The organism is Pedobacter agri PB92, from assembly GCF_000258495.1.
GTDB classification, from domain to species: domain Bacteria; phylum Bacteroidota; class Bacteroidia; order Sphingobacteriales; family Sphingobacteriaceae; genus Pedobacter; species Pedobacter agri.
Map to the genome: position 1 here is coordinate 1 of NZ_AJLG01000080.1, position 22,454 is coordinate 22,454.

Sequence of the window (22,454 nt, forward strand, 5' to 3'; positions counted from 1 at the left end):
AGGAAGAGATGTGGACATCGAAGCCTGGCCTTGATGATCAGAGTGTGATCAAATTGCTTGACCGCGTCGCTGGAAAGGTGGGGTTGCAGGTGATACACCGTTATCTACCCGCTAAACGGTATTGGCCGGAAAGAGCGATACTCAAAGCGGCTTCGGTCACTGAAAAACCAAATGCGCCTTGGCGGCTGGATAAGCCCCGTCCTACCGAACTGCTCAAAACCCCGGTAGCGATAGAGGTGATGGCCATTATCCCCGATCATCCCCCTAAGTTTTTTATCTATAAGGGTGTGCGCCATACGGTTACAAAAGCCGATGGCCCGGAGCGGATCGAACGGGAATGGTGGCTGGACCAGGGAGAGCACAGGGATTATTACCAGGTAGAGGATGAACAGGGCGGCCGCTATTGGCTGTTCCGTTCTGGACACTATGGCGGGGAAAATAAATACAAATGGTTTATCCATGGATTTTTTGCATAAAAAATAATTTATGGCGTATAGCGAATTACAGGTAACATCAAATTTTAGTTTCTTGCGTGGGGCTTCCCATGCCCATGAGCTGGTGGAACAGGCAGAGGCATTTGGCTATCAAAAAATAGCCATCACGGACCGCAATACCCTGGCCGGAATCGTCCGTGCCCATGCGGCATGCAGGGAAAAAAATGTCAAGCTTATTCCAGCCTGCAGGCTTGATCTGCTCGATGGGCCAAGTCTACTAGCCTATCCAACCGATAAGGAGGCATACGGCAGATTGTCCGCGCTGCTTACCCTTGGCAATATGCGGGCAGAAAAAGGTTCCTGCCATATTTCGAGGGCGGATGTTTATGCGCATAGCAAGGGAATCATCTTCTGCCTGGTGATGCCGGGAAAACTTAACCGCAGGTTTGAATACGAAGCGAGTTTTATCAATGCCGTTGCAGAATACCAGCAGGCACTGAACGGGCAGTTGTATCTCGCGGCCACCAGATCCTATATGGGAAACGATGATAAGCTGATTTTTCGCACGTCGCAGCTTTCAGATTTTTACGGGATTCCGGTAGTCGCTACCGGCGATATACATTACCATGACCCCTCGCGTAGAGAACTGCAGGATGTACTGACATGCGTGCGGGAGAAATGTACCATCCAGGACGCAGGATTTCGTTTGCACCAGAATGCAGAGCGCTACATGAAAGAGGTGGCAGAAATGGAGCGTCTGTTTCGAAAGTACCCAAGTGCGATTGAAAACACTATGGTCATCGCCGAGGCCTGTAATTTTTCATTGGATGAATTGAAATATGTTTATCCCGAAGAAATCAATCAAAGCGGCAGAAGTCCAATGGAGGAACTGGAGTTTCTGACCTGGAAAGGGGCGCATGATTTTTACGGTGAAGAGATCCCTGAAAAAGTGGTCAAAATGATCCGGCACGAAATGGAATTTGTGAGGCAGATGGATTATGCCAATTATTTTCTTTTTGTAGAGGATATTGTGCGCGAAGCCAGGTCACGCGGGATCCTCTGCCAGGGCCGTGGCTCGGCAGCCAATTCTGCAATATGTTTCGTTTTGGGAATCACTTCTGTTGATCCCATGAAGTTCGACCTGCTTTTTGAGCGCTTTATTTCTCCTGCCAGAAACGAGCCCCCCGATATTGATGTGGATTTTGAGCATGAGCGAAGGGAAGAAATCATCCAGTATATCTATAATAAATATGGGCGTGACCGGGCGGCGATCGTAGCTACGGTAACCCAGCAACATCAAAAGGGCGCAATCCGTGATGTTGGAAAAGCGATGGGGCTTTCAGTGGATACCATCAATAGGTTGTCGAGTTCCATCTGGGAGTTTACCGATGAGTGGTTCGAGGGAAAAAGGGTTACTGAACAGGGCCTTAATCCCAATGATCCACTCCTTAAAAAAACACTGGAGCTTACCTCTCAGATGATGGGCTTTCCGAGGCAGCTCGGCCAGCATACTGGGGGATTCGTCGTTACCCAGGGAAAGCTTACCGACCTGTGCCCTATCCTTAATGCCCGGATGGAGGATCGCACCAATATTGAGTGGAACAAAGATGATATCGATGCGCTGGGATTTTTAAAGGTGGATGTGCTGGCGCTTGGCATGCTTACCTGCATACGCAAGGCATTTGATCTTTGCCGGGACCATTACGGGAAGCAGTTTACCCTGGCCAATATCCCTCAGGATGACCCTAAAGTTTATGACATGATCTGTCTGGCCGATACATTAGGCGTGTTTCAGATCGAGAGCCGTGCACAGATGTCCATGCTTCCCCGATTACAGCCGCGGGAATTTTATGACCTGGTAATCGAAGTGGCCATTGTAAGGCCAGGGCCGATACAGGGAGATATGGTACATCCCTATCTGCGCAGGCGAAATGGCGAAGAGGAAGTAGTCTATCCCTCTCCGGAACTCGAGGAAATCCTGGGAAGGACGTTGGGCGTTCCTTTATTTCAGGAACAGGCGATGAAGATCGCTATTGTCGCAGCTGGATTTACCCCGGCCGAAGCGGATGGTCTAAGGCGTAGCATGGCCACGTTCAAGTTTAAAGGGCTGGTCAACCAGTACGAACAAAAACTCATCGATGGAATGCTAGCCAAAGGATATACCTTAGAATTTGCAAAGCGGATATTCAGGCAGCTGGAGGGATTTGGAAGCTATGGTTTTCCCGAATCCCATGCGGCAAGTTTCGCGCTGCTGGTATACGTGTCATGTTGGCTGAAACATTATTACCCGGATGTTTTTGCAGCGGCACTCCTTAACAGTATGCCGATGGGCTTTTACCAGCCCGCGCAGATTGTGATCGATGCGCAGAAACATACCGTAGGTGTTCGAGAGGTTGATGTTAACCATTCGCTGTGGGATAATAAACTTGAAGAAAAATCAGGTAAATATTTTGCGCTGCGCTTGGGATTCCGGCAGATTAGCGGCATCCGTGCCGATGATATCGATACGCTAGTGAATGGACGTGGCGAAGGATATAAAAGCATCACTGCGCTACGAGATGCTGGCGTTTCAATCGCAGCACTAGAAAGACTGGCTGATGCAGATGCTTTTCGGTCCATGGGAATGGATCGTCGAAAGGCCCTATGGGAAGTTTCGGCTTTGCAGGATATGCCAGTGGAATTGTTCAAGGGACAGGCATCGGAGAGTGTGCTGGAAACGCAGGTCGAGTTGCCACTCATGGGAAAGGGTGAACACGTGGTGCAGGATTACGCAACGACTGGACTTTCGCTCAAAGCACATCCAGTCAGTTTTGTGCGGCCGCAACTGGATATGATCAATATCCGCAGTTGCCACCATATAAACAACGACTCTACGGATGGGCAATTAGTCAAAGTGGCGGGATTAGTACTGGTGCGCCAGCGTCCCGGCACGGCGGGCGGGGTTTGTTTCATTACCATTGAAGATGAAAGCGGGTATTCTAATCTGGTCGTATTCGAAAAATTGTTTGAAACCTATCGCAAAGAAATATTGCACGCAAGGCTGCTGATGGTGGAAGGCCGTTTGCAGCGAGAGGGAAAGGTGGTGCACGTGATCGTAAGCAAGTGCTTTGATTTTACAAAGATGCTTGGCAAGTTGGTGCAGCGGGAAGTCGATGAACTGCCGGTGTTAACCTTAGCTCGAGGCGATGAAAAAACGGCGCCCTATCCTTCCCACAATAAACCAGCACAGGTTCGTGAGGGCGTGCCAAAAGAGGCATTTCATGGAGGTAGGAATTTCAAATAATCAACCTACTATTATGAGACTTATGAGCTCTGTGAAGCAGTTTGACCAGAAGAGAAGCTTATGGTAACTGCGCAAGAGAGAATATTTGAACCTCAATTCTACGGCATGGCATGCAGGTCCTCTAACCGTACCATTCAAGGTCTACTTAAGTTCAAGGTGGAGATTTCGACTTCATTGACCAGGTATTTCCGTAGCGGATTGACCAATCCAAGAAAAAACACGACTCATTTGTAGCATATTAATTATCAAATTGTTGAACTGGTCAGTCTAGACCTAAACAGACTGACCTAAAATTCCGAAATGAGTTGATCAATGGTAGCGAAATCTCCAGGCCGATAACCATTTTGAAGAACGATTATCTACCAGTAGACTTAAAATTTCCTCTTAGTTATTGTCTCAAAAAATCAAGGTCAAATTAAGGTGTCTTGCAAGAATTTAAAAGGTGATTTCACCCTAATAACTGACACCATAAACCGTTACTATTGCAGAAATCTAATTAACATGAAATCATCTCAAATAAAATCAGGTAAACCTGAAATCCATTTCAATCTTAAAAAATTATCAATCGTTTTAATTTCTTTGACATTTTGTTTTCTTACCTCCTGTCAAAAAAACTTAATAACAAATAAAGACGATATTGATTTAATGAAAGCACAAAATTGGTATCATGATCAAGCTCGGGAAATGAAAAATTTTATACAGCTAGATGGCATAGGAACAATAACAATGCAAGAAAATCCACTATGGGAGAAAGCTAATAAAGCAGAGGTGGGAGACGGTACCATTGTAATAACTGTTCCAGTTGAAACAAATATTTTCAGCACAATTAAACAAAGTGGCAATCTATATCTCGTAATCGCATTTAAGGATAATCAATATCGAAGCCGCTACATTGGAAATACAAAAACTGAGACAACAACACGTTCAACAGCTCAACTCTATGATGTTGCATTTAGTCACCCTGAACAATTGTCACAAGACAAATCGCAAAATACAAATAATACAACTAACAGAGTGGCATGTACAGACTGGACTTGGGTAACTAAAAGTTTCCAGGATGGCGAATGGGTTGTGGTAATGGAAGAGTACATCGGAAGAACATGTACTACTGGGGAGTTTGGAGGAGGTGGAACAGGTAGTGAAAACCCAACAGGAACACCTCCGGACGGAGATTTTGGCATAGACCCAAATTGCAAAAATTGTGTTATAAGTGCTGATAATTTTCTCCCTTATAAAGCTTATCTTCGTAATACAGGCATGGGCACAAAATCGTATTCGTCGACAGTTTATAGAAATGGCATGCAATACCAAGGGCAGATCGTCCAATTTTATTCACCTGAAGGTGCTCTAATGATTACCTATTTCAGCCCCAATACTACATCAAGTGAACTCACTGCTGGGTTCTTTTATAGCATTGGCAACAATGGTCCAGATGCTGCGAACAATACTAACCCAAATGTTATTTCAACAATAATTTTGAGCAATGGAGTAACATGGAATGTCGGGACAACAACAACAGATAATGGAGGTAGTTTTCAGGGTACAACTTATACAAGATCTTCCGAAATTCTCTCTTTGATTAGTACATTGGGGCTTAACTCTACAGAAATTTCATTTCTCGACTCGCACTACAAACATGCTGATCGGCTGGTAAATTATCTTGCTGTAAATGGCTCAAACGCAAATAATCAAGCCTTTGCGAAATGGTCTATCGAAAGATGGATAACCGGTTCAACTATTTCCATATTTCATTTGGATAATGTTTACGATGCAATAAGATATCAAAACTATCTACCGAGGGATAAAGCCCCTCAAACTACGCCAAGACGAAATAGTTTTACCGCTGCTGACGGATCTGCTGATTTTAGTTCCCTGACTGAAACCACACCAAGATTTTTATATAACAATGGACAACAAACAGCAAACGTAGAAGCATTTAACTGCCACTATTATGCCTGGTATGGATTACAATATGCCACACTCGTAGATGACGACAACCCAAAATGGGTCTATAACATAAGAATAAATACGAGTACAGATTTTGACCTTGTAACTGGTCCAGTACATGTTGGAGATCGAATAACATACTACCAAAATTACCAAGGAAAATTAGATTTCACTCATTCAGCGATCGTAGTGCAAGTGGATCAAGATGGTTACGCAACTAAGGCAAGCAGCAAAATGGGAACGTATGAAATAATTGAACATCATCCAAGGGATGTTCCGGCAGCGTATGGCCTAACGGATCCAAGCTTTCAAATTAATGGGACAACTTATCCTTCAAGGATATATTGGCGAAAAAAAATAAATTTGTGTATATGAAACATTTCATTTTGATCATTGCATTACATTTAATCACAAGCAATATCCTTGCTCAGGAAACTTCAGGGCAAATGGAGATCGATTTAAAAGATTTACTGAAAAAAAAATAGACTATGAGAAATTTAAAGGGAATATACTTTTGAGGGATTCAGTATTAACAACTTACAGAGATAAAATTGATCAGATAAAAAATAACAAAAAAACATTTTCAAGATATATTAATGCCGAATTAAAGCAAAAGAGTAGAGACGAAAAGCAAAATATGATTGAATACAGGCATTTAAGTATTACGGAATCAAATTCAAACTTAAGACAAAGCTTAATCAATAGAAAAGATTTTTATAAAATTGTTAAATACTATTTATTCTGTAATAACGATACAATCTTACCCAAGGACTTCAGAGGATTATCAATAATTGATGAAAAAGATTACAACGGATACAACATAAAAAATCGCCCATTATGGGCTCTCGCAGTTAAGTACCTCTCCACACATTTAACTTTAACGGTGAATCAAAAAAAATTTATCAAAGACGAGATAAATCAACAACACGTATTGGAAATGAAGGCATACATTGATGAAAATGGTAATAAAACAGATACGATAGAATTCATTATGTGGGCTTTGGAATATTGGGCTACTCAACCTAGGCCCTCTTTATACCATCTAGATAATGTATATGATGCTGTGAGATTTCAGCAGTATTCTCCGAAGGAGAAGAATTGAATAATTCCAAATATAAAAGTCCTTAATTTTTATCCTTTAAAGTGCACAGGTGAATAAATGAAACTACCTTTTTTAGTTTTCATTCTTTAGTTAACATAGTGCTGATAGCATTTGGATCTTTTAAACAACTATAAATACATTATAGCAGTAACAAATTACTGCTATAATGTATTACGACTACTACTAAGGTCTTTAAAATGCGTGTTTCATCCCGATTAAGTATTTTTAAATTTAGCTTTAGCAATAGAGTCGCGCTCTTTTCCCTCATAATACACAAAACAATAATTCATTGCAGGCTTTCTACCACCAAAATCGTCAATCTCGGATGATTTAATAAGCGAATAATATTTACCAATACTATCGGCATGCTGCGCATAAAATGTATCGCCAATTACATCAAAATTTATTGATCGAAATATGTCATCACTAGACAATATCGGATTCGCTATTCTTCAAAGGTGCCTGAAACCCTTAACTACATAACAGTCAGCCAGCTGCCGGAACTCAACAATCAGAAGGGTCAACTTGTCTCGACGATTCCCTGACCGGGAAAACCCAATAAGAATGATTACCCAGTTGGAGAAAACTGGTATGGCGACCGTCCGGAACCCAGCCTATTCTTTGGAAATCACCAGGGCGCAACAACAGTAAGTAAGGTCATGGAGGTTTTCTATAGGATTGGTCACAAAGATGGTTATGGTTAAGATATTGAAGAAATCGAAACAAGAAACAAAAAGTTCTTTTTCTAATTTTTCTGATGTCATAGTATGCTCTTATTTCGATTTTCAGTTTTATTTTTCTTAAATAACCCAAAGATCCTTCTTTCATGGTTAGAAACAAAAAAATGGGACGAAAATCTTCTGAAAAAACCTCGTCCCACGGGGGGTCCCTTGTGTTTTTCGACCCCGGGCAACCTTAACCTATAAGCTAAACCCTACCTCGCCTTTTACTCTCCTTTAACTCTTCCCTTAGTTCACTTTTGTAAAAGCGGTCCCCGCCTGGAAACTTATAAGGATGCAGCTGACCATTTTTCACCTTCCTTTTATAAGTGCTTTCGCTAATCCCCAAATAATCCTTCACCTCCTGTCTGGACAACAATTGATCCTCCGGTAAATTAACTTTTCCATAGTTAATGGTATAGATCATTTGAATAATCTCATAAATCTTTCCCAAAACATCAAGCAGCTTGTCAATCTTTCCCATGTCTTATATGTCTTAATTAAAACTTAGAATACCTATGCAAATTTTAGGCATACAAGAATACTGGTCAAGTGGCTAACAGATGGTGAAGCATCACCACCCCAGTCGATATCCCTTACAGGATTAAAAGAGGTAGTATGGAATCCCATGGATGAGAAATTTATTTCACTTTCATCAAGGTCAAAGCCAGCCCTGCATCACTCAAAGCCGGTTTGATGTAAAATTAAAACCTTTAACAGCCCATTTGCCTAATTTCAATACTCAAGCAACCCTCAAAGCAATGGATTATCAGCTCGATCCGATCTACGAACTTTACCAGACCGCTAAAAATTCTGATGGAGAAGTTTCCGAACAAGGACAGCACATCCTAAAAGAACTTAAGGATGAATGCAGCCGCGTGCTCACCCTGATGCTGCATTCCAAGATGTTCGATGACGCGACGCGGTCAATGATCCTTCGTCATCAATATTCCCTGACCATCCTACAAAACAAGATCCACCTCAACCTGGAAACTATAAAAGCAGGCACCCGAACCCAAGCGCAGCAAACACCCAAATTGCTTTATGATTTTTCCCTGCAGATTCTGGCACTCAGCGCTTCCATCAGAGCATACTTCCCTACCCATTTCAATACCGCATACCCTTCAGGGTTGACTGAACTTGAAATAAATGCCGATCAGCTCGGTACCAAATTAGCTAAAATCGAAACCAACATTGGTCAAAACCCAGATAAAAGTCTGCTTAATTTACTTAAGATGACCCTATCCTATCCACATCTACTAAAATTAAACACCACACACTTCCAGCTTGCCTATCTCCAAACACTAACGGATCAACTGCTTGAACTGAGCGAGAAAGAAGAAGAATATCATGAGCAAGGATATATCAACCTACTGATCGCAAACGAGTTCAATTCACCGGCATTTTTCCATTATTGCTGCACTTCCATTATCCAGGAGCGGGACCACTTCGAAAACATCGCTTTAAGCTATCAGGAACTCCTCTGGCGCAAAAAAAGCATTCAGCAGATTCAGCCATTTAGCGCTCAACCCTTCCATTTATCCCTTCCCAGCATCAAAAGCTCATTGCTTGACTTTATCCGTTCGGAGATGAGCTACATGAAGAACCTTCAAAAAATCACCGAAGAACTAAACGGTCAGGGTACACTACAAGATCACCTCAAAACTTCCCTATCAGTAAAAGAGCTGGCTTTCTTTATCCATTTGCAGGTAGAATGCGGGATCATTTTAGAGAACAGGCCGAAAAAAGTGCACGAATACGCAGTGGGGCATTACCGCACCAGGGAAACGGAAAAAATATCAGAGAAAAGCTTCAAAAATGCCTACTATGCTAATTCCAGGGAAGAAATCGCAAAAGTGACCGCCAAACTGGCGGAAATGCTCGCCAGGGCCCAGCAGAAATCTTAACTTATCTTGCAATCAAATGCAACAGGCCATGACGGCCAAGCACATTAATTAGTTCCAGGTACCATCTCTGGGAATAATCTTCATGCTTTGAAAGTTTAACCAGATCAGTCTGTACGATCTCAGCTAGATTACTAAAACCCATAAGCTTGCTGCGCAACATGAATACCTCGGTAACCGGAAGCTTACTGATCGGGGTATTGAGGAAACCCATTTTAAAATCCTGAGGACTATTTTCCATAAAAAGTGCAGGTTAAGCTATCACCGCTAAAGCGTGACCAAAAACTCCAAAATACAAGGTAGAAAGAACCAAAGATTAGCAAAGCCCACCTTCTATCCTCCCCTTTATGGTTCGGAATTTTACGGTTTTCTAAAACATTCTACTAGCAATGTTTATAATCATTTAACTTTTGTTATTTCTAAATTTTGCATCCTGCAGTAGCTATAGCCATTTTTCAATCTTTTCAAGTTAAAAAAAAGAAAAGCTCCAACGGTTGCAAGGGGTTGCCAGGATTGCAACTTGACAGGATCAAAAAAGACGCTTTCTTTGATACAAAAAACAATATGGACAAAGAAAAATATCTCACCCAGCTCGGCAACCGGACAGCTTTATCCATCGGCCTATCCGCCTATATCAGCTTCGTGATCACATCAGAAACGTTTTCCGCCAAACAAACCCTGCCGCTCAACCAACTCAGCGTCAACCCCACAACCATGCTTGCCAAAGGCAGCGCAAGGATATATATCGTAGATGAAGCCCAGCGAGAACACACCCTTTTCTTTTACCAGTACCATGATTTCCTATCTATTGCATCCGGGATCACGCTTCAGCACGATGCAACCTTATTCATAGAATTCCTCGAAGACAGCGAACTCCTCCTGGTTCCGGGAACCCATATACCCAACCTTTACAAACTATTCCCGGAATTCCACCAGGTCCAGGCCGGACACCATCAAACCTTCCAGCAAAACCTGTTTAACCACCAGCTCAACCTTAGCGTTCTGAATGGAGCCGAACGCTACAACCGTTTCCTAAGTAAATACAAACAGATCGCCATGGTCTGCGAACAAAAAAAAATCGCCAGCTTCCTAGGGATCGATGCCAAAACATTAAGCAGGCTTCGGGCCAATCCCAAGAGAAAGTAACATTAATCACCCGCCATATGCATAATACCCAACATTAAGTGCCCAATCAGTAGCAGGAAAGATCCGGAATCAGCGGAACTTCAACTAAAATTTCCAGCTATGAAACCGATCACTTTCCAAAAGCAGCACCTCATCAGCCTCGGCTATGCCCTGCTCATCCTGCTATGGAGCTATACCGGCCTATCTAAACTGACCGACCAGGCCGCATTTGAAAAACAGGTCATTACGCTTTTATCAGTAAGCCACCCCGAACCCATCAGCATTGGCATACCCATACTCGAGGTACTGACCGCATTCAGTTTGGTCTGGAACCGCACCAGGGTGCCGGGCTTATACCTTTCCCTTTTATTAATCACTGTTTTCACCGCTTACGTCGCGCTTGTCATTGCGGGCTACTTCGGCCCAGCCCCCTGCAGTTGCGGCGGGATCATTGCCGCCCTGAGCTGGAAAGCACATCTTATTGTCAATATATCAATCCTGTCTTTAGTGCTCTACCTATTGTTCCACCAAAACAGAAAGGAGGCAGCCGTGACACCGTAAGCGATCAATCCGCTCGACGTGGGACAAGGTCCACATATCGGGCAAAAATACAATCAACGGCCCGTCCATCCAGGCTGACCAACCACACCGGAGCAAAGGACGAGGACTCCGGTAACCAGTAATTAAAATTTTTAGCTGCTTTTTCTCGCAACAAAGCAGCACACACCATGTTAAAAAAATCAATATTGGCCTGGTAGCCCTCGTATTAGGGTTCGGCTTAACCATTACCACCAGTGCGTTTAAAACAGTAAACCACAGCTCAAAAGTTGATAAACAGTGGAATTTCCGTGGCAACTCGGTTAGCGAAGCAAATGATCAAACCAAATACTCCCTGACTTTGCCCTCCCCAACCGAATGCGGATCCGATACGGATTTGCCATGCTACATCATCACGCCGGAAAGCGTGGATACAGAAGCAAAATTGCACACCTACTTTATGACCAACTATGGCAATAATGCCGCTTTAATCGATGGTGATGCCCCGGAACGCAGGGATGCGCAATAAAAAAAAGCGCAAACAAAGCGTAAACAAAGCGTAAACAAAAATGTCATAGCAGGCAAGCTTTGCCTGCTATGACTTCTTCACTACCGCTCATTCTGCGGAATTCCCGACAACTGGATGATATCTTCCGGGATAGGAAGCGCATACCTTAGATCATTCGGCAAAAGTGAAACCGTCTGCCCATTAAAGCCCCGCGAAACCAAGATGTTAGCCCCTTGCGCATTGAGCCGCTTTAAATCTATCCACCTGAGCCCCCTCATCACCAGCTCCTTTCGTCGCTCGTCTAGGACCAACTGCAGCGCAAATTCAGCGTCCGTGCTCACTAGCGGACGGTAAGTCCCGGTTTTAAACCTGCTCACCAGCAACTTATCCAATACGGCCAAACCCCGCTGTACCTGATTAGTCCTGACCAGGCATTCCGCCAATATCAGGTACATTTCATCAGTAGCAATACCGAAAAACAGCAAAGGCTGGTGATAGGTACCCTTAAAGAAATAATTTCCATTCGTCTGCGTAAAAAACAAGGTTTTCCTCAAGTCATTGGGTTGATAAGCCTCTATAATCCGGGGGTTAACCCTTGCCCTCGTACTCACCACCGGACCACCCGGCGCCGCATAAGTATCAAAAATCACCTCACTGTTAAAAAGCACAAATGGATAGCGGTCCGCAGCGTTTAACTTATTGAAATCAATTAACTGATCATTGAGCCTGATACAGGAATCCGCATACAAACCCGCCTCCATATACCTGCCCGTGTACAACATCGCCCGGGCCAGCAGGCCATAAGCCGCCGCCCTGGAGGGCCGGTAAGGATGTATGGATTTAACAGGCAAAAGCGGCACAGCCATCTTAAGTCCCGCAATCGCTTGATCATAACCCTCTTTCAGACTCGCCCGTACCGTAGCCTCATTAAAATTCAGGCTTGGCCTTAACGGCACACCAGGATCCAGTCCCGAAGAAAGCAAATAAGATTTTCCCCAGACCGCCATCGCCTGCATGTAAAACTTAGCACGAAAGACCAAAGCCTGACCCATCACATTACTGAAAGCCGCATCGCGCGGGATCTGGGAAGATTCCAATCCACTGATCACACTGCCGCAATGATAAACCGCCCTGTAAGTCGTCGACCAGTCATTGTTCGCCGGCGCAAACAGATAATCCTTCTGCCAGCTGTACATCCGGCGCTGGGCCTCGCTCGAACCCGCCAGGTCCGCATCAGACGTGGAGTAGTCATCCGCGCTGATTTCCAGCGATATCGGCTCCGAACTGTTAAGCACCGTAAAATTATCCATCAGCGCCTGAAAATCCGTTATTGTACTGGGAACAGCCAGTTTCTGATCCGATTTTTCTTCCAGCAGTTTATTGCAGCCCGCTGCCATTATAACATAAGCCATTAACAGTGGCAAAAACGATATAGGTATTCTTTTCATAACAATAAGCATTAAAGTGAAGTCCTCAGTCCAAATGAAAATAGCTTGCCCGGAGGAAGGTTGAAGCCACTGGTGATATATTCCGGATCGATTCCCTTTTTATTCGCCCTGTAGATAATCCCCAGGTTACCCACATTTGCAAAAAGGTTCAGCGTTTTTATTTTGAGCGGGCCGAGCATCCTCTTTTCAAATGCATAATCCAGGTTGATATACTGGATGCGGATGTGGTCCCCTTTTTCAATCAGCACCTCGGAATACTTATAAAAAGCATCCCTGGCCGAAGGATTGGGAAATACGAGCGAAGGCACATTTGTCTGCAGCTCATCGCCCGGCGAGCGCCAGCGCTGCTGGAAATCCGCATGCCCGTTCCAGGAGTCAAAAAGGTTCGTATAATCAATACTCTTTCGCCTGAAATAATAATCAAACTTGAAACTCAGGCTAACAGAAAGCGTCAACCCTGCATAGCTGAAATTATTCACCAGGTTACCAAAATACTTCGGCAGCGCCGAACCATGATACTTCAAATCCCCGACCTGCGTCGCAGGTCCGGTCAAAGCATTATAGTCCCGGCTCGCCACCCCGTTGACAAAACCCATCGGATCGCCCGTAAGCGGGTCCAGGCCCGCCCATTGATAAGAAAAAACAGCATAAACCGGAAGCCCTTCGATCCCCGAGACACTTGCCCCGGACTGCAGGAAGCTACTCCCCAGCGTATTGGGCACATAATAGTTTACCACCCGGTCCTTATTGGCCGAAAAATTCAAAGTGGTCTGCCATTTAAACCCTCCCGAAAGATTGTTGCTGTTCAACTGGATATCCAACCCATTTCCTTTGATCTTCGCTACATTCTTGATGATCGCCGATCCTACCCCGGTCGTATAGTCGATGGGGAACATGCCAAACAAATCGTCGGCCTGCTTGGAATAATATTCCACACTGCCCGAAAGCCTCCCCTTCCACAGGTTGAAATCCACACCTGCATTAAACATTCCCACCTTCTCCCAGCGCAGGTCGGGATTGCTGTATTTATCAAAAACCGCATAAGGAGATTGCGTAAAAGCAGAGATCCCGGGATAACGGATCGTACTCACCCCAACCATACCCGGGTCCACATTCCCGCTCATCCCGTAAGTCGCCCTCAGCTTCAGAAAATCAACAAAGTCAAATTTAAAAAACGGCATCCTCGTGACCTCCCAAGCCACCCCCGCCGACCACAATGGCCGCCAGCGGCTATTGGTCGAAATCCCGAACACATTTGATGCATCCGCCCTTGCGCTCGCCGAAACCGTAAAAGCATCCCGGAAAGTATAAGCCAGGTTCGCGAACTGGGAAATAAAGTTATTACGCTTCAAATCAAAACTCGTCCCGTTCTGGATATAACTACTGCCCCCATTCACAAAATTCGGGTACAGCCGGGTAAAATCCACCAGCCCGGCATTCAGCTTATCCGTATCCAGACCATATACCCTCGAAGAACTGCCCTCAGTTACCGCCCTTCTCCATTCAAAACCCACCAGCGCTGAAACCTGGTGTTCTTTCCAGCTTCCAGAATAATCCAGTTGTCCCCTGTACTGCTCAGATTTCAGCGTACTTTCCCTGCTGTCCAGGATTGCCCCAACCGGCACCGGATAAACCACCGCCCCTGAAGCAGGCACCTGGGTAAAGGAATTGATATAATCCCTCGTATAGTAAGCATCCCTGCCCTGAAGCAGCGCCGAGGATGCGCGCTGCTCCTCCATGCTGTATTTTAAACTCGTCTTCAGTCCAAAAGGCAGCCTGTAAGTCAAATCAAAGTTCGCGTTCAGGTCCTTCAGGCCCGAGGAGTTATCCGTATGCGTATAATCAAGCAAAGGATAATAAGACCAGTCCAATAACCTTGCCGTCGCAGGAGAAGATAAATAAGTCCGGCGATATTGCTTTACAATAGCAAGCGGGTTCCCAGCCTCATCGGCAAACCTGGCATAAGGATAAAGCCCGGAATAACTCACAATCTCCCCTATCCCCTGCCTGCCCCGTTTAACCCTGGCATCTGAATAGGTGAATATGCTGCTCAGCTGCAGGTTCTTTAAAATGTTGAAGGTATTGGAAAAACGCAGCGTGGAACGCTTATCAATCAGTCCTAAGTTATCCATATTGCGGTTAAAGCCCGCCGAAACCGACCAGCTGTTGCGATCCCCGCTACCGGAGAGGCGAAGCGAATACTGCTGGTTCACCCCCTTATCATACACATAACGGTCAAAATCATCATATACGTCAAAAGAAGAAAACGCTGCCTTGGAATCCGCCAGCTGGCCACCCGAAAGCTTACCCTCCGAATGCAGTAACAGCAGCTCCACAAAAGGTGTCAGTGGCTGCTTATAGAGCGAATTGACCACACTGGTATAATAACCCTTTCCAAACAAAAACTCCTCCACCCCTAAAAAATCAGCCGAGCTCATCCGCTGCTCATAACCCAGGTCAGGTTTTTCCAGCACCCCCACCGCAGCACTAAAGTCAATTGCCAGCGGCGCATTGAGCCTCGACTTCTTGGTCGTGATCACAATCACCCCATTACCTGCCCTGGCGCCCCAGATCGATGCCGCTGAGGCATCCTTCAGCACCGTAATACTTTCCACGTCATCCGGATTGATATTACCCAAGTCCCCCGAATAAGCGAAATCATCCAGAATAATCAGCGGCTCCTTCGGCCCCCTGATCGTGCTTAAACCCCGGATGGAAATCCTTCCTTCCGTGCCCGTCGCCCGGTCCACATTCAGCCCGTTCCCAATCGCCTCCAGCCTGTCCAGCACGTTCCTGCCCACCTGCTGATTAAGCTGCTCACTCGATACCTTCGAAAACGAACCCGTCGAACGCGTCCTATCCAAGACCTGATATCCCGTATTCACCATCACATCCATCAGCTGGTTATCCGCAGCATCCAGCCCGATCAACAGTGAACCCTTCACAGGAACCGAGAAATCCAGCATCCCGGAAGCATAACCCACCGAAGAGGCCAAAGCCCGGTACCGCCCCTGAGGTAAAGCCACTGAAAAATAACCATTATCACCCGTAGACACCACCCGCCTGAAATCACCCGTCGAAGTGATCACCACAGACCCATCTGCAATAACAGCAGAATCCTTATTATTGATGATCCTTCCCAAAACCACCTGCTGGGCCTTTGCACCTAAAGCCAAACACCAGGCCAGCACCATAAACATATATATCCTTTTCATTTCCTACCTAATTTAAATTCACCACCTGATCCCTGATCACCCCATAATTCAGTACCGAATATCCTTCAGTAAGCCTCATCCCGAACCGAGATAACTGCCTGTTCAACCCCGATAACAGCCAATCCCCTGCATCCCCCATAGGTCCAGCCCCCCAAAGCTCCAGCGAAACCACCACATCCGAAAAAGTACCGTCCACTACCGTATCCGAAATCAAACCCTTTTCCTTCAGCAGGTAAACCAGCTCCCTTAACCTCACCTTTTCAAACCGCACCTTCCTCCGCTTCGCCCCGCCATCCGCAGCGCCAATACCTCCGACACGGCCCTCCGCAGCACCGCCAAAATCACCAGCAACGCCACTCACCATCACCTTCATACCCAACTTCGCCCGGGGCAGTTTAAGACTGTCCACCACCACCAGCGACAGCGACCTCACCCTTCTCTTTTCCAAAGCAAACCGAAAAGGCGAAAAAGTATTCAGGTCCGCCAGCATCATTGAATCAAGCCTTGGGATCAGCGGCCCGGAAACCGAAAACTCATAATTAAAAAAAAGTATCCTGCAACAAATGCATATCCCTCCCTTCATACACTAGCCTGTCCGAACCATGGAAATCCTTCTGTTTAATCAGAAACTCAACAAACAACTTCTTATAGATATACCAGAAAGGCAGATTGGTAATCGCCATACCCGAATTCCGCCCGGTGACCTTATCCTTCCGCCACAAAAACCCACTCGGAAGCCCCGAAACTTTCCCTTTAGTCAGCAGGCTATATTTCATCAGCCCTAAACCAGGCAAAGCAGGCGAACTGAAAAGCGGCAGCTTCCGGTCAATATCCAGCACATTCCGGATCCCCGTCACCCCCTCACTGCCGGAAAGCGTACCAGCAATATTCTCCTCCGTCAGCTCATCCCCACCCGTCACCGCCATCACCTTTCCACCCCCGTCAATCCACACATAATGCGGGATCAACCGTTTAAAAAAAAGCCTGTTCAGCAGCGTATCCGAATTAACATACCTGAAAACCTCCCCGTTCTCCGCAAGCCGCCGGGAAAGCAAACGCTCCGCCTTCACCGGATCCTCATTATTCACCAGCACAAAAGAAACCTTATCCCCAAAACGCTCCTGCAACTTCTTTGCCTTGGGAAAACCCGCAATACAGCCCCCGCACCACGTCGCCCAGAAATCCAGGATAATCAGCCGCCCCTTCAGCTCCCGCAAGCGAAACACCGACGGCTCAAATCCACTACCACCAACAACACTACCATCAACAACACTACCGTCACCTCCAACAACACCAGTACCCCTAACCCTTAAAGAACTGAAAGGCACATCCCACAAATCATCAGGAAGCATCTGGCCGACACCTAACTCATCAGCCGGCCGACGCTCCTGCGCCGAGACCCTGTTTGCGGAAAAAGCCAGAACCATCAAAAAAAAAGTAAATATCATCAGTACACCATCGTAAAATCCAGGACATAGCCGTCCCACCACGACAGGAATCGTAAGTTTTTTCATAAAAAAGTTTGGTTAAGTTGATCAGCATCCTCCCCTGATAGGAAAAACCTAGACCAGAAGAAAAAAGAAAAAGAAAGAAGTAAAACAAAAAGACAATACGGAGAACCCAATCATTATTATTGAATCATCATTAAAGAACCTATTACAGGTCCCCCGCAAGTCCACCCGCTCAAACCGGATTTTTAGGCTTCAAAGCAAAAAGCCGATCAAAAGGATAACACGCATACCTGCCCATGCCTCATTAGATGTTAAAAAATAAACAAGAAAAAGAATCAAATCAGAAAAATTAAAGCAAAAACCAGCCCTTACCGCATAAAAAACACGCGGATACAGTAAACCATATTGGTAATTAGAAAAAGTTGCTTAACTTGGCAATTGCGATAACCATAGTATTGAACCAGGACTAAAAAGCCATAAAGGCTGGGTCCCGGGCAAAATTTAACCAAGTGAATTTGAAGCGTGCTCTCAATCACACAACAGCCTCACCTTTCTTCGGCTATTTTTTGTCCCGGAATTTCTTAGCCCATTATTACGAAGGGGAACAAATAATGTTCTTTAAAAAGAATTTTAGGGAATAAACCGAAGCCAGTTCTTGGAAGTGAATCATCGTGATGGAGCTTAATTTTTTCGTTTTCATAAACGGTAATTTTATGTAAAACGATGCATACTCAACAAGCAAAAGGAAACCATATTGGATATACCAATAGGGCGAACTTCAATGCTTTTGCCAGCGGTACCGTCAAGAACCTCTTAAGCCGAAGCTTAAGTTCCACAAAAGACTAACATGAGGTTCGCCCTATTGAATAAAGTATCACGAAGATAGCAAAATTCAATAGATAAGGCGAACTCACGATCGGCTCATGTGAAAGTTTGACGGATTTCTGGCATGAGGGACATCGTTCAAGCTAGGTTTCCCTAACTCTATTTGTCGCTATAAATAACTGATAAACAAATATAATTAAAGTTAGCACTAAGTGCAAATTTTTAAACTACTATTTTTCGCATAATGGGTAGAAAAAAATCGGATGATGCTATAACTATAAATCAGATTAAAGAAGTCGCTAAGGAAGCGGGTGCATCTAACCGACTGCTTTCTTTATGGACAGACGTAAGCTATACAACGGTTAGCAGTTGGAATTCTAATACCTCTCAGCCGAACGAACATAATTTAAACGAAATCGGAGAATTGTTACAGGTAGATAATAAAGATTTAATAGCCGGTCAAGGAAGAAAAAAGACAGGCTTGACTAGGGCTTTAGAACAAGAGCTGAAGAGATTGCACAAAGAAGAAGGAATTCCTTATGAGGTCGAAAAATTTGACAAGAAAAGAGGAGTGAGTGTTAAGGTAAATAATCCCGAGTTGGTGAAGAGATTGAGGGCGTTTGCTGAGGGTTATGAAAAATTAAAATCTTAAATTTTCTTAATTATGAAAAACATATAACCTTTGACAGCGTCGCTCAGATCACTATAGTTTTTTTTGCTTTTGCCTTGATTTTTAATTCCATTTAGCTTCCTGATCATTCTTATCAGCTTCATATCCTAATATGAAGCATTATGAAAAAAGAATTCTCCCTACCAACTTCGCTTAGCTACTTCCTTCTCGAATATGATACCTACGGGAACCCTTATTATTGTTTTTTTTACGACACGGGGACAGTATATGAGAGCTCAGGAATTCCTACAAGGGACCTAATCTTTGCTACAAAACTTAAGAACAAGCAAATTGTATTAATTTTTGATTATCAATTATAGATGAGTATTTTAACACTCAGTAATATTCCCACTGGCAAATTTTGAAATCAAACAAACTCACCTGTGGATTTAGTGCCATTAACCCTATCATTATATACCTCAATTATGAAATTCCCAATAATCACGGTTTTTTTTATCGTAATAATAAACCTCCAGAATGCAGTTTCGCAACAATCAGGTATTAATTTTGAGAAAGCAACAAGCTGGACTAAGATTAAAGAAAAATCTAAAAAAGAAAATAAAATAATTTTTCTTGACGCTTATACAACGTGGTGCATTCCTTGTAAAGAAATGGCGGTTAATGTCTTTACTAAAAAAGATGTGGGTGATTTCTTTAATGAGAATTTTATTAATATCGCTGTACAATTCGACAAAACTAAAAAAGATAACAACAATACCAAAAGCTGGTATAATGATATTGAATACCTAAAAAAGACATACAAAATTAACAGCTATCCCTCTTACCTATTTTTCAATACCAAAGGAGAGCTGGTTCATTCTATCTCTGCAAACTTTAATCCCAAACAGTTCATATCGGATGCAGAAAAAGCACTAAAGCCAGCAACACAATATGCAACATTAAAACGCTTATTTGAGAACGGCCGTCGTGATACATCATTTCTTTCCTCGCTAGCTACATCCGCTCAAGCTAATAAAGACTATGCAAATGTGGCGATATATTCTAATTTATATTTAGCGAGACAGGAAAACTTACTTACGCCTAAAAACATTAAACTAATTACACGCTCAACGAGCAAAACTACGGATATAGGTTATCCTGTACTTGTGAAGAATGCCGACTTAGTTGACACGCTCATGGGCAGAGGAACAGCTGGAGAGTTAGTAAAGACTATCGTATTCGAAGAGGAGGTTTTTCCTCTTTTGAAAAAAAATGGGATAAAGAAGATATTTGGGATAGGCTTCTATGAATACCAGGGTGAGAACAATAAAAATTTCGACTGGAACGCCATCGATATAAATTTAAAAACAAAATATCCCCAGTATGCCAGTGAGGTTCTAAACGAATCAAAAATAATGTATTATCAATGGGAAAGAGATTGGAAAGGCTATACTGAAGCAGTTAATGATTACATCAAAATGTCTGGCAAAGGCTTTGAATTAGGTAGGCTTGATACCTATGCGAGGACTGTTTTGTTATTCTGCGATGACCCATCATATTTTCCAGTTGCACTTGACTGGTCTAAAAAGGTGCTTGAAGCCCAAGACTCTGAAAAACCATGGTTCATAAATACCTACAGCAATCTCTTATTTAAAGTTGGAAAAAAGCAAGAGGCAATTCAGTCGATGGAAAAAGCTATCAGACTTAGCGGCAGCTCAAACCCGCAATACGAAAAAGAGTTGAAACAAATGAAATCACCTAACTAGTATTGCCTTTTTTAGAGGACAGATGAGTTATTTTTTTCCAGATTAGGATTCAGGTGAGTAGCGAGATTTTGTTCAAGAGTTATGTTATAAAAAATGTTAATACAAATTTCCATAACATTGAAGTTTTTCAAAAAAATCAAAAATGAACCTTGAAAATTTTTCGAGTAAAAATCGATACATGTATGTATATCGGACAAATCAAAATGGTTGCCCCTTCTTGCCAATTTCTATCATGCCAGCAAACAAAACTTTGCGAAAATTTATTGCTAGTGAAATGGGCAATCTATTCTAGAATCAAACAATCATCTGAACTAAATCGAACTGTTGGAGCTAAAGTAATCATTTAGTGACATTTATGTATTCCTAATAAGAGTATAAAATTATTAACTTGCGGTAACCGACCTATTGTTTATGAAAAAAACCTACAATTGCGTCATCATTGACGACGATCGGTCTGCTATTGCCATCCTCACCGATCACATCGAAGAATTCCCCAATCTCCATGTACTGAAAACATTTACCAAACCCCTTCACGCCCTCAGCGAACTTAACCACGACCAAAACATCGACCTGATTTTCCTCGACATCGACATGCCCGGAATATCCGGCATACAGCTGGCAGAAAACCTCCAGACACAATCACCCAATATCATCTTCACCACCGCCCACGATCGCTATGCCCTCAAAGCCTTCGACGTACGCGCCAGGGATTTCCTGCTCAAGCCCATCGAACTGGAAACCTTCGCCAAAGTCGTCAACAGGGTACTGAAAGAATGTTTTGTGAAGCAAATAAAGAAATTCAATTATGATGACCTGGCCTTCTTCCGGCCCGGTCCACGCGGGATCATAGACGCAATCGGAATATCTGCCGTCACCCACATCCGGGCGGCCGGGAATTATGTCGATGTCTTTACCGCAGAAGAGCGGCACACCATCTACATGACCATCAGCGAACTCTCGGAGATACTCTGCGGAGGTGACCAGTTTTTCCGGGTCCATAAATCTTACCTGATAAACGGTTCCTACGTAACGCGTATTGTAGGCAACATCGTTTATCTAGGCAAACATCCCATCCCGATGAGCAGCCCCTATAAAGACAGGTTCCAACAGTTCATCAAGGAGAACATCTGGAAATCCAAAAGAAATTAATGCTTTCCAGCGGATGGAGACTTTCCGTTAACCACGCCCGTACCCGTTACGATAATGGTGATGCTGGTTTCGGTCGGATCCGTACTCATCCCTTTTTTGTGTTCCCTGGAGCGGTAAACAAAAACCGTTTTCCTGCTCAGTTTAGTGTAGCTGTATTGTTTCATGGAGGAAAGTAGCCCCAAGAAAAACCATTAAAGAACCTATTACGCAAGGCCTATGACGACTTACGCAAGACCCTTTTTTAACTCCAAAAATTTCTGGCACAACCTCCGCCGGCACCTCGCCGGATGGACGATATTTATGGTCTATGAATCCTTTACCATCGCTCTGGCATCAGGCTCCCTCGAAAGGCTGGTTTATTACCTGCTGCATTATGTGGTGAACATCCTGCTATTCTACAGCCATGCCAAAATCGTGATGAGTGTGTACGT

General features: G+C 44.0%; 16 protein-coding genes and 1 pseudogene. 10 read left to right on the forward strand and 7 right to left on the reverse strand.

Annotation, left to right across the window (positions count from 1 at the left end):
* The 4 genes and pseudogenes from ON09_RS12935 to ON09_RS12950 form a co-directional block, all read left to right on the forward strand.
* Nucleotides 1-476, forward strand: a pseudogene (locus ON09_RS12935) (DNA polymerase Y family protein); the annotation flags it as partial.
* A 10-nt stretch (nt 477-486) separates the two neighbouring features.
* Nucleotides 487-3,717 carry an error-prone DNA polymerase gene (locus ON09_RS12940; RefSeq protein WP_010601491.1) on the forward strand — a complete coding sequence of 1,077 codons (3,231 nt, stop codon included), beginning with the start codon at nt 487-489 and terminating at the stop codon, nt 3,715-3,717.
* 501 nt (nt 3,718-4,218) lie between these two features.
* Complete coding sequence (locus tag ON09_RS12945) at nt 4,219-6,039, forward strand: hypothetical protein (RefSeq protein ID WP_010601492.1); 1,821 nt, start codon at nt 4,219-4,221, stop codon at nt 6,037-6,039.
* A gap of 139 nt (nt 6,040-6,178) precedes the next feature.
* Nucleotides 6,179-6,766, forward strand: a complete 588-nt coding sequence (locus ON09_RS12950) for a hypothetical protein (protein WP_010601493.1) — start codon at nt 6,179-6,181, stop codon at nt 6,764-6,766.
* Nucleotides 6,767-7,693: 927 nt separating this feature from the next.
* Here the strand turns inward: ON09_RS12950 and ON09_RS12960 are convergent.
* Nucleotides 7,694-7,969, reverse strand: a complete 276-nt coding sequence (locus ON09_RS12960; RefSeq protein ID WP_010601495.1) for a helix-turn-helix transcriptional regulator — start codon at nt 7,967-7,969, stop codon at nt 7,694-7,696.
* Nucleotides 7,970-8,117: 148 nt separating this feature from the next.
* Here ON09_RS12960 and ON09_RS12965 point away from each other — a divergent pair, with 148 nt between their 5' ends.
* Nucleotides 8,118-9,392, forward strand: coding sequence for a hypothetical protein (locus ON09_RS12965; RefSeq protein WP_010601496.1), 1,275 nt, complete (start codon nt 8,118-8,120; stop codon nt 9,390-9,392).
* Between the two features lies 1 nt (nt 9,393).
* On the opposite strand, the gene ON09_RS12970 is transcribed toward ON09_RS12965, so the two are convergent.
* Complete coding sequence (locus tag ON09_RS12970; RefSeq protein ID WP_010601497.1) at nt 9,394-9,630, reverse strand: hypothetical protein; 237 nt, start codon at nt 9,628-9,630, stop codon at nt 9,394-9,396.
* Nucleotides 9,631-9,815: 185 nt separating this feature from the next.
* Between ON09_RS12970 and ON09_RS12975 the strand changes: the two genes are divergently transcribed.
* On the forward strand, nt 9,816-10,535 hold the full coding sequence (locus ON09_RS12975; protein ID WP_010601498.1) for a Crp/Fnr family transcriptional regulator: 720 nt from the start codon (nt 9,816-9,818) through the stop codon (nt 10,533-10,535).
* Between the two features lie 99 nt (nt 10,536-10,634).
* Nucleotides 10,635-11,075 (forward strand): MauE/DoxX family redox-associated membrane protein, encoded by a 441-nt coding sequence (locus tag ON09_RS12980; RefSeq protein WP_010601499.1) that lies wholly within the window; start codon nt 10,635-10,637, stop codon nt 11,073-11,075.
* 585 nt (nt 11,076-11,660) lie between these two features.
* On the opposite strand, the gene ON09_RS12985 is transcribed toward ON09_RS12980, so the two are convergent.
* From ON09_RS12985 to ON09_RS13000, 4 genes are read right to left on the reverse strand one after another with little or no spacing between them, the layout of a single operon-like run.
* Complete coding sequence (locus ON09_RS12985) at nt 11,661-13,007, reverse strand: RagB/SusD family nutrient uptake outer membrane protein (protein ID WP_158549853.1); 1,347 nt, start codon at nt 13,005-13,007, stop codon at nt 11,661-11,663.
* Nucleotides 13,008-13,018: 11 nt separating this feature from the next.
* Nucleotides 13,019-16,222, reverse strand: a complete 3,204-nt coding sequence (locus ON09_RS12990) for a SusC/RagA family TonB-linked outer membrane protein (RefSeq protein ID WP_083837990.1) — start codon at nt 16,220-16,222, stop codon at nt 13,019-13,021.
* Nucleotides 16,223-16,229: 7 nt separating this feature from the next.
* On the reverse strand, nt 16,230-16,715 hold the full coding sequence (locus ON09_RS12995) for a hypothetical protein (RefSeq protein ID WP_010601502.1): 486 nt from the start codon (nt 16,713-16,715) through the stop codon (nt 16,230-16,232).
* A gap of 46 nt (nt 16,716-16,761) precedes the next feature.
* Nucleotides 16,762-17,736, reverse strand: a complete 975-nt coding sequence (locus ON09_RS13000) for a TlpA family protein disulfide reductase (RefSeq protein ID WP_010601503.1) — start codon at nt 17,734-17,736, stop codon at nt 16,762-16,764.
* A gap of 1,006 nt (nt 17,737-18,742) precedes the next feature.
* Between ON09_RS13000 and ON09_RS24270 the strand changes: the two genes are divergently transcribed.
* From ON09_RS24270 to ON09_RS24835, 3 genes are all read left to right on the forward strand, one after another.
* Nucleotides 18,743-19,150 (forward strand): hypothetical protein, encoded by a 408-nt coding sequence (locus tag ON09_RS24270; protein WP_010601504.1) that lies wholly within the window; start codon nt 18,743-18,745, stop codon nt 19,148-19,150.
* A 443-nt stretch (nt 19,151-19,593) separates the two neighbouring features.
* Entirely contained in the window at nt 19,594-20,874 is a 1,281-nt protein-coding gene (locus tag ON09_RS13010) for a thioredoxin family protein (RefSeq protein WP_010601505.1), read from the forward strand.
* A 411-nt stretch (nt 20,875-21,285) separates the two neighbouring features.
* A complete protein-coding gene (locus tag ON09_RS24835) occupies nt 21,286-22,023 on the forward strand; it encodes a LytR/AlgR family response regulator transcription factor (RefSeq protein WP_083837991.1) in 738 nt (245 codons plus the stop codon).
* Here the strand turns inward: ON09_RS24835 and ON09_RS25195 are convergent.
* Nucleotides 22,020-22,187, reverse strand: a complete 168-nt coding sequence (locus ON09_RS25195; RefSeq protein ID WP_157258952.1) for a hypothetical protein — start codon at nt 22,185-22,187, stop codon at nt 22,020-22,022. The two genes, ON09_RS24835 and ON09_RS25195, sit on opposite strands and share 4 nt — an antisense overlap.
* Nucleotides 22,188-22,454: the final 267 nt, after the last annotated feature.